Annotated in this window: 4 protein-coding genes; 1 reads left to right on the top strand and 3 read right to left on the bottom strand. The window is 65.1% G+C overall.

Annotated elements, in window-relative coordinates:
* Positions 1 to 480 precede the first annotated feature (480 nt).
* Positions 481 to 669 (top strand): hypothetical protein, encoded by a 189-nt coding sequence (locus OC184_RS19420; protein ID WP_265508810.1) that lies wholly within the window; start codon positions 481 to 483, stop codon positions 667 to 669.
* Positions 670 to 965: 296 nt separating this feature from the next.
* Here the strand turns inward: OC184_RS19420 and OC184_RS19415 are convergent, their stop codons facing one another.
* The 3 genes from OC184_RS19415 to OC184_RS19405 all read right to left on the bottom strand — a co-directional run bounded on the left by OC184_RS19415 (position 966) and on the right by OC184_RS19405 (position 4,891).
* A complete protein-coding gene (locus tag OC184_RS19415) occupies positions 966 to 2,654 on the bottom strand; it encodes a mechanosensitive ion channel family protein (protein ID WP_265508809.1) in 1,689 nt (562 codons plus the stop codon).
* The gene (locus OC184_RS19410) at positions 2,651 to 3,487 is read right to left on the bottom strand and encodes a hypothetical protein (protein WP_265508807.1); all 837 of its coding nucleotides are present in this window, start codon (positions 3,485 to 3,487) and stop codon (positions 2,651 to 2,653) included. The genes OC184_RS19415 and OC184_RS19410 overlap by 4 nt, the downstream gene beginning before the upstream one ends.
* A 159-nt stretch (positions 3,488 to 3,646) precedes the next feature.
* The gene (locus OC184_RS19405) at positions 3,647 to 4,891 is read right to left on the bottom strand and encodes a cation:proton antiporter (protein WP_265508805.1); all 1,245 of its coding nucleotides are present in this window, start codon (positions 4,889 to 4,891) and stop codon (positions 3,647 to 3,649) included.
* Positions 4,892 to 5,361 lie beyond the last annotated feature (470 nt).

Below are 5,361 nucleotides of genomic sequence, written 5' to 3'. Positions count from 1 at the left end.
CCGAGGCGGACATCTACCTCTGCGGCCCGCGCCCCTTCCTGCGCCACTTCGTCACCGGCCTGCGCGACGCCGGCATTCCCGCCGACCGCATCCACTTCGAGTTCTTCGGCCCCGCCGACGAGCAACTGGCAGCGTGAAGGGGGGAAGGGGCATTAGCGTTAAAAGCATGGCAGCGGCGTTGGCGCTCTGATTGGTGATCAAAGTTCACATCGCGCCTGCGGCAAGCCAACTCCGCCAGACGCCGGCCACTGCCGCTTCTAGTTCAAGACAGACAGATTGCGGCACAATGCGGTGGGCGATCATGCGCAAGCCGTGACCAAGGCCGGGAGGCACAGGTATCTGGAGAGGGAACTTCCGGCAGGCCGCCCGACCGCGCCTGACGTTGCAGGTGCTGTCCGTCCTGCAACGTCGTCCTAAGCGATCACAGGTCCGTTCCTCCACCACCGGTCAGGGACCGCATGACTTCAGGATGGGGATCCGATGAGCGTTGGGTCGCGGGCCTTGGCCGGCATGGCCGCCCGACATTTCGACGGCGCTAACAGCGCGGGCCTGTCCAACAAGCCCCGCAGATCGGCGGGGAGCTTTAACGACCGGAAAGCCTCGCTCAGCGGCGTCACGGTGTTTGAGGTCAAGCGGCTGGAGGCGCTTGGAGGCGATCACGCCGGGTGAAGAAGCTGCCGGACCGGCAGATGCCGAATCTGGCGGCCGCACTAGTCTGCGAAGATCGCCAGTGCTGTCAGGAGCGCCGCGGTCGCAGGCCCGAGTCTATGGTAACGGCGGGCGTGCCGGGACATCGCAAGTTGTCCGTTGCGGCGCAGCGTGCGGCGGTCACGAGGCTGCGCGGCTGATGGTGCGAACGCCGAAATGAACGCGGGTGGTTCGGCTGACGGCTGCTCTTTGTCTTGCTGCACCGCGTGGGTGGCTTAGCCGGAACCGACCAGCAATGCGCAACCAAGCAGTCCCCATCAACCCGCCTCGGCTGCAGGGGCTGTCGCGAAGATCCTCTCGCCTGTCCGCCGCTCGAGTTGTGCAAGGCGCGCGACCAGCCTTTCGCGCACGGTGCAGGCAACCTCCCACGAGGTGTTGGGATCGTGACAGGGCACGCTGAACCAGACCTCGATCCCGAAGATGTCCTGGTCCGAGACGTTGACGCTCGATCCGTCGAGGTCGCCCATGTTCTGGCCGACCTCGATCGCCGCGACCTCTTGCAGGACATCGTCGAACTCGTGGCGAAGCCTGTCGACGTCGACATGCGGATCAAGTTTGAATTTGAGGACGCGAAGCATGGCCGGATCCTGCAGCGTCCAGTTCGAGAATGTCTCGGACGCGAACTCCTCGACGGGCACGATCAGGCGGGTGCTGTCCCAGTTGCGAAGCTGGACATAGGTCATGTTGATGCGTTCAACATGGCACAGGTCGCCCTTGAAGACGACGCGGTCGCCGACGCGGGCCGATTGGTTCAGCGCGATCTGCAGCGACGCCATGATGTTGCTGAGCACGTTCCGGGCGGCGTAGCCAAGGATGATCGTCAGGGCGCCCGCCGAGGTCAGAAGCGAAAGCCCCAGATTTTCTGCCAGATCCGCCGAGGACAGAACCACCCCTGCGCCGATCAGGAAGACGATGACCACCAGCACCCGCTGCGCCGCGTTCAGGCGGGTCGCCAGAATGCGGGATTCGGCCTGGTCGGCGACCGTCAGATCGACATCCTCGCCCGGAGCGATCAGCGCGTTCAGAAGCGCCTCGACGCCGCTGACGATGAACAGCAGAAGGGCCGTGACAAAGCCTGTCGCGATGGCTGGCGCCAGGAAGATGTCGATTCGGCCGGAGAACACGAAGATGCGGCCGGTGACCCACCAGATCAGCGCGGTCACGCTGGCGATGACCAGCGGCCAGGATGCAGCGCGGAAGACGCCCGATGCGACCACGCCCGTGGCATGGCGGCCCGCGACCCTCAGGATGCGGTGGACGACCCAGCCCAGGCAGAAGGCGCTGAGGATCAGCACCGGCAGGCCGATCCATTCCCAACGCATTAGGCCGCCGACCGTCGTCTCGCGCGTCCATTCGGGTAGGGCGGTTTCGAAGCGCGACGGGCCGTAGACGCGGTGCAGGGCGGGGACGTCCTGAACCGTCTCGGCGGGAAAGATCCACAGGGGTTGAACCGACCCGTCGGGTTGGATGCGGTTCAGCCGGATCGCGGCGGGGACGGGGTCCAAAGCCAGATCGCGCAGCAGAAGCGATCGCCGCGGCTCTCCGGCTTTGGCGGCAGTGTCGCCACCCTCGGTCTGCAGGCCGTCGGGGCGGTCCAGCAGCAGCGACCAGTCCAGAACGACCTTGCGGGCGATGATGTCGTGAAGCTGCTTCGCCAACCGGGGGCCGTCGGTCGCCTGCCGCTCTGGCGGCAGTTCGCCGAGGTCGAGGACATGCGCAGCGGCACTCCAGTCCTCGTCCCGGGCGGCGCGGAGAAAACTGCCCATCGCCGCGCGCGGGGTCCTGCGGTCGATGCGGTCTGGCGCGGGCCCGAGGCCGGTGTTCAGCGGCGGCGCCTGGAACATCGCCTCGGCGGCCTGCTCCTCGTTCTGTGCATGGGCAGGGGGCAGGGCGGTGATGACCAGTGTCAGAAGCAGCACAAGAAGCTTCACGATCCGCATCATCATGACGACGCCCGCACGATCGTGTGTCGCTCGGCCCAGGCCCTTGCCGCTGCAAGGTCATCCCCGTCGGACGACTTTCCCAGGTGACGCCCAAGAAGCCTGAGGGCGGACACAATCTCGGATGACGGGGACAGTGTTCCGCGCCGGGCCATGTCACACAGTTCGGCAATGGCGGTCGGAAAGTCCATCACCGGATCGCCGGGAACGAAAAACCGCGGCAGGGGGGATGCGGTCAGCATCACCACGACGCCCAGAAGATCGGGTCCCAGGCCCTCGATCCGTTCTGCGGCTGCGCCGTCTGGCGTTGCGGATTTCAGAAACCGGAAGCGGCTGGCGAAGGTCCGGGCACTGTTCGTCGTCTGCACGATGCTCAGCAGGAAGCTGACCGACAGCGTCAGCACGATCATGCCGTTCAGCGCCACGATCATCGACAGCATGTCCCAACCGCCGCTGGTGACGGTCACGGTCGACGCGCCCAATGTCGACAGCGTGGAGCCGGCGAAAGCGATCGTCTCGACCATCGTCGCAGGCGCGCCGGTGTCCGGATGCCACAGGGACCGCCCGCTTCGGAAGATCAGGACATAGCCGACAAGGTGCAGCAGCACCCAGGTCCCCGCTATGGCGAACAGGATCGAGGGCCCCAGCAGGCCGCGGATGGATACTCCCCGGCGACGCTCCAGGGCCGCGGCGGCGCTGGACCCCAGGCGCCACAGCACGTCGCCGATCGTGCGGCTGATGAACCCCGTGCCGCTCAGGCTGACGGTGGTCCGCAGGAAGTCGTAGGACACGACGAGGATGATGACCACGCCGAACACGCTCAGCACCACCCCGCCCATCAGGCTGTCACCTTGTCGACGGTCCGACCGGTCATGCAAAGTCCTCTGGCTAAGAGGGTGCGACAACACCGTCCGCCGTGATGCTGCCCGACCCTGCGTGGCTGGAGGTGCAAAAACGTCTGCTTCCAGTGAGAGTTCCCGCCGGCAGCGTCGTCGGTGTCAGGTCTTGCGGTTCAACCAGCGGGCAAACCGGCCCAGGGTCAGCCCCTGGACGAGAATCGCGAAGACCACGACCACATACGTCGCTGCAAGGATCAGCGCCTTCCACTCGCTCTCTGGCAGCGACAGCGCCAGCGCGATCGAGATGCCGCCCTTTAGCCCGCCCCAGGTCATCAGCGGCACCACGTCCCGACTTTCGTGACGGAACGGACGCAGAAGAAGGATCGGCAGCGCCACCGACAGAAGGCGCCCCAGAAGCGCAAGAACGACGGCGGCAGGCAGGACGGCGGCCATGTTCGCGCTTGGGCTCAGCTGAAAGATCTCCATCCCGATCATCAGGAACAGCGTCGCGTTCAAGATCTCGTCGATCAGGCGCCAGAAACCGTCGACATAGGTGCGGGTTTCCTCGGACATCGCGTCGCGCCGCCCGACATTGCCAATCATCAGTCCGGCGACGACCGCCATGATGGGCGCCGAGACCTCAAGCGCCAGGGCCAGCTCGTAACCGCCGAATGCCAGTGCCAGCGTCAGCATCACCTCCAGCGGATATTCGTTCATGCGGCGCATGATCTGGAAGACGCCCCAGCCAAGGGCCATCCCCAAAACCGCGCCGCCGACGGCCTCTCGGAGGAACAGCGTGACGGCGTCGGCAAGTTCAATGGCCTGGCCGTGGCCGTGGGCGTTGCCGAAGGCCAGCGACGTCAGCAGCAGGAAGACGACATAGCCGACGCCGTCGTTGAAGAGAGACTCGCCCGCGATCTTCGTCTCGAGGCTCTGGCGGATCCCCGCGTCCTGCAAGATGCCCAACACTGCCACGGGATCGGTCGGCGAGATCAGCGCGCCGAAGACCAGCGCGATCAGAAGGGGCGCGCCGCTGGCCCAGGAAAAGCCGACCCCGATGAAGATCGTCGATATCGCCACGCCCAGTGTCGCCATCAGGAAGACCGGCAGGGCCTCGCGCTTCAGATCCTCCAGCGACACGTGCAGCGCCCCGGCAAAGAGCAGCAGACCCAGCATCGCATCCAGAAGCGAGGTCGAGAACTCCATCGACGCGACCAGCTCGCGGACTTGGTCCGCAAGCTGCAGACCGGGGGCATAATGATCGACACCCAGGATCGCGACCGAGCCGAGAAGCGCGATGACCATGATCCCGATGGAGGCGGGGAGCTTGAGGAGGAAATAGTTGATGCTGCCGGACGCCGCGGACAGCACCAGGATGACGGAGGCAATCTGGAGCGGCGTCATCGAAGATCCCTTCATCTGGCTAACGTGCAGGCAAGGCCCTTGGGTTCAACTTGCGCGACGGCAATGCGTTCAGCAGAAAATCGGGCACCGTGTCCGTGTCGCCTATAGCGGCTCGATTTCTGAGGCCCGAATTCAGCCGTCGCTGCCACTGACGTTGGACATAGCCAGCAATGCGACAGGTCAGTCATGGGGATACCGGGTCGATCAGTGCGACATCATCAAGCGTCGGCGCACGGCTAGCCTTTGGCCATTCGTGGCTACCCTGGGGTCATAAGGTCACCCAGAATGGCTGCGGCGATTTAAGATGGCAGCGACTGCGGCGTCGAAGCCGGAGGCCGGCGCGGCCGTCTAGCTGTTTGATCCCACGGTTTGATGGTGCGATCCTTTTTCAGGAATGGTGGAGTGCGCCCCTCGGGCTGGACAGCTTGAGCTGAAGATTTTGACCGGGGCGCGGTTCTGATAAGGAGAAC

Source organism: Paracoccus rhizosphaerae, assembly GCF_026162645.1.
GTDB classification, from domain to species: Bacteria; Pseudomonadota; Alphaproteobacteria; order Rhodobacterales; family Rhodobacteraceae; genus Paracoccus; species Paracoccus rhizosphaerae.
This window is presented reverse-complemented; position numbering and strand designations above follow the sequence as displayed.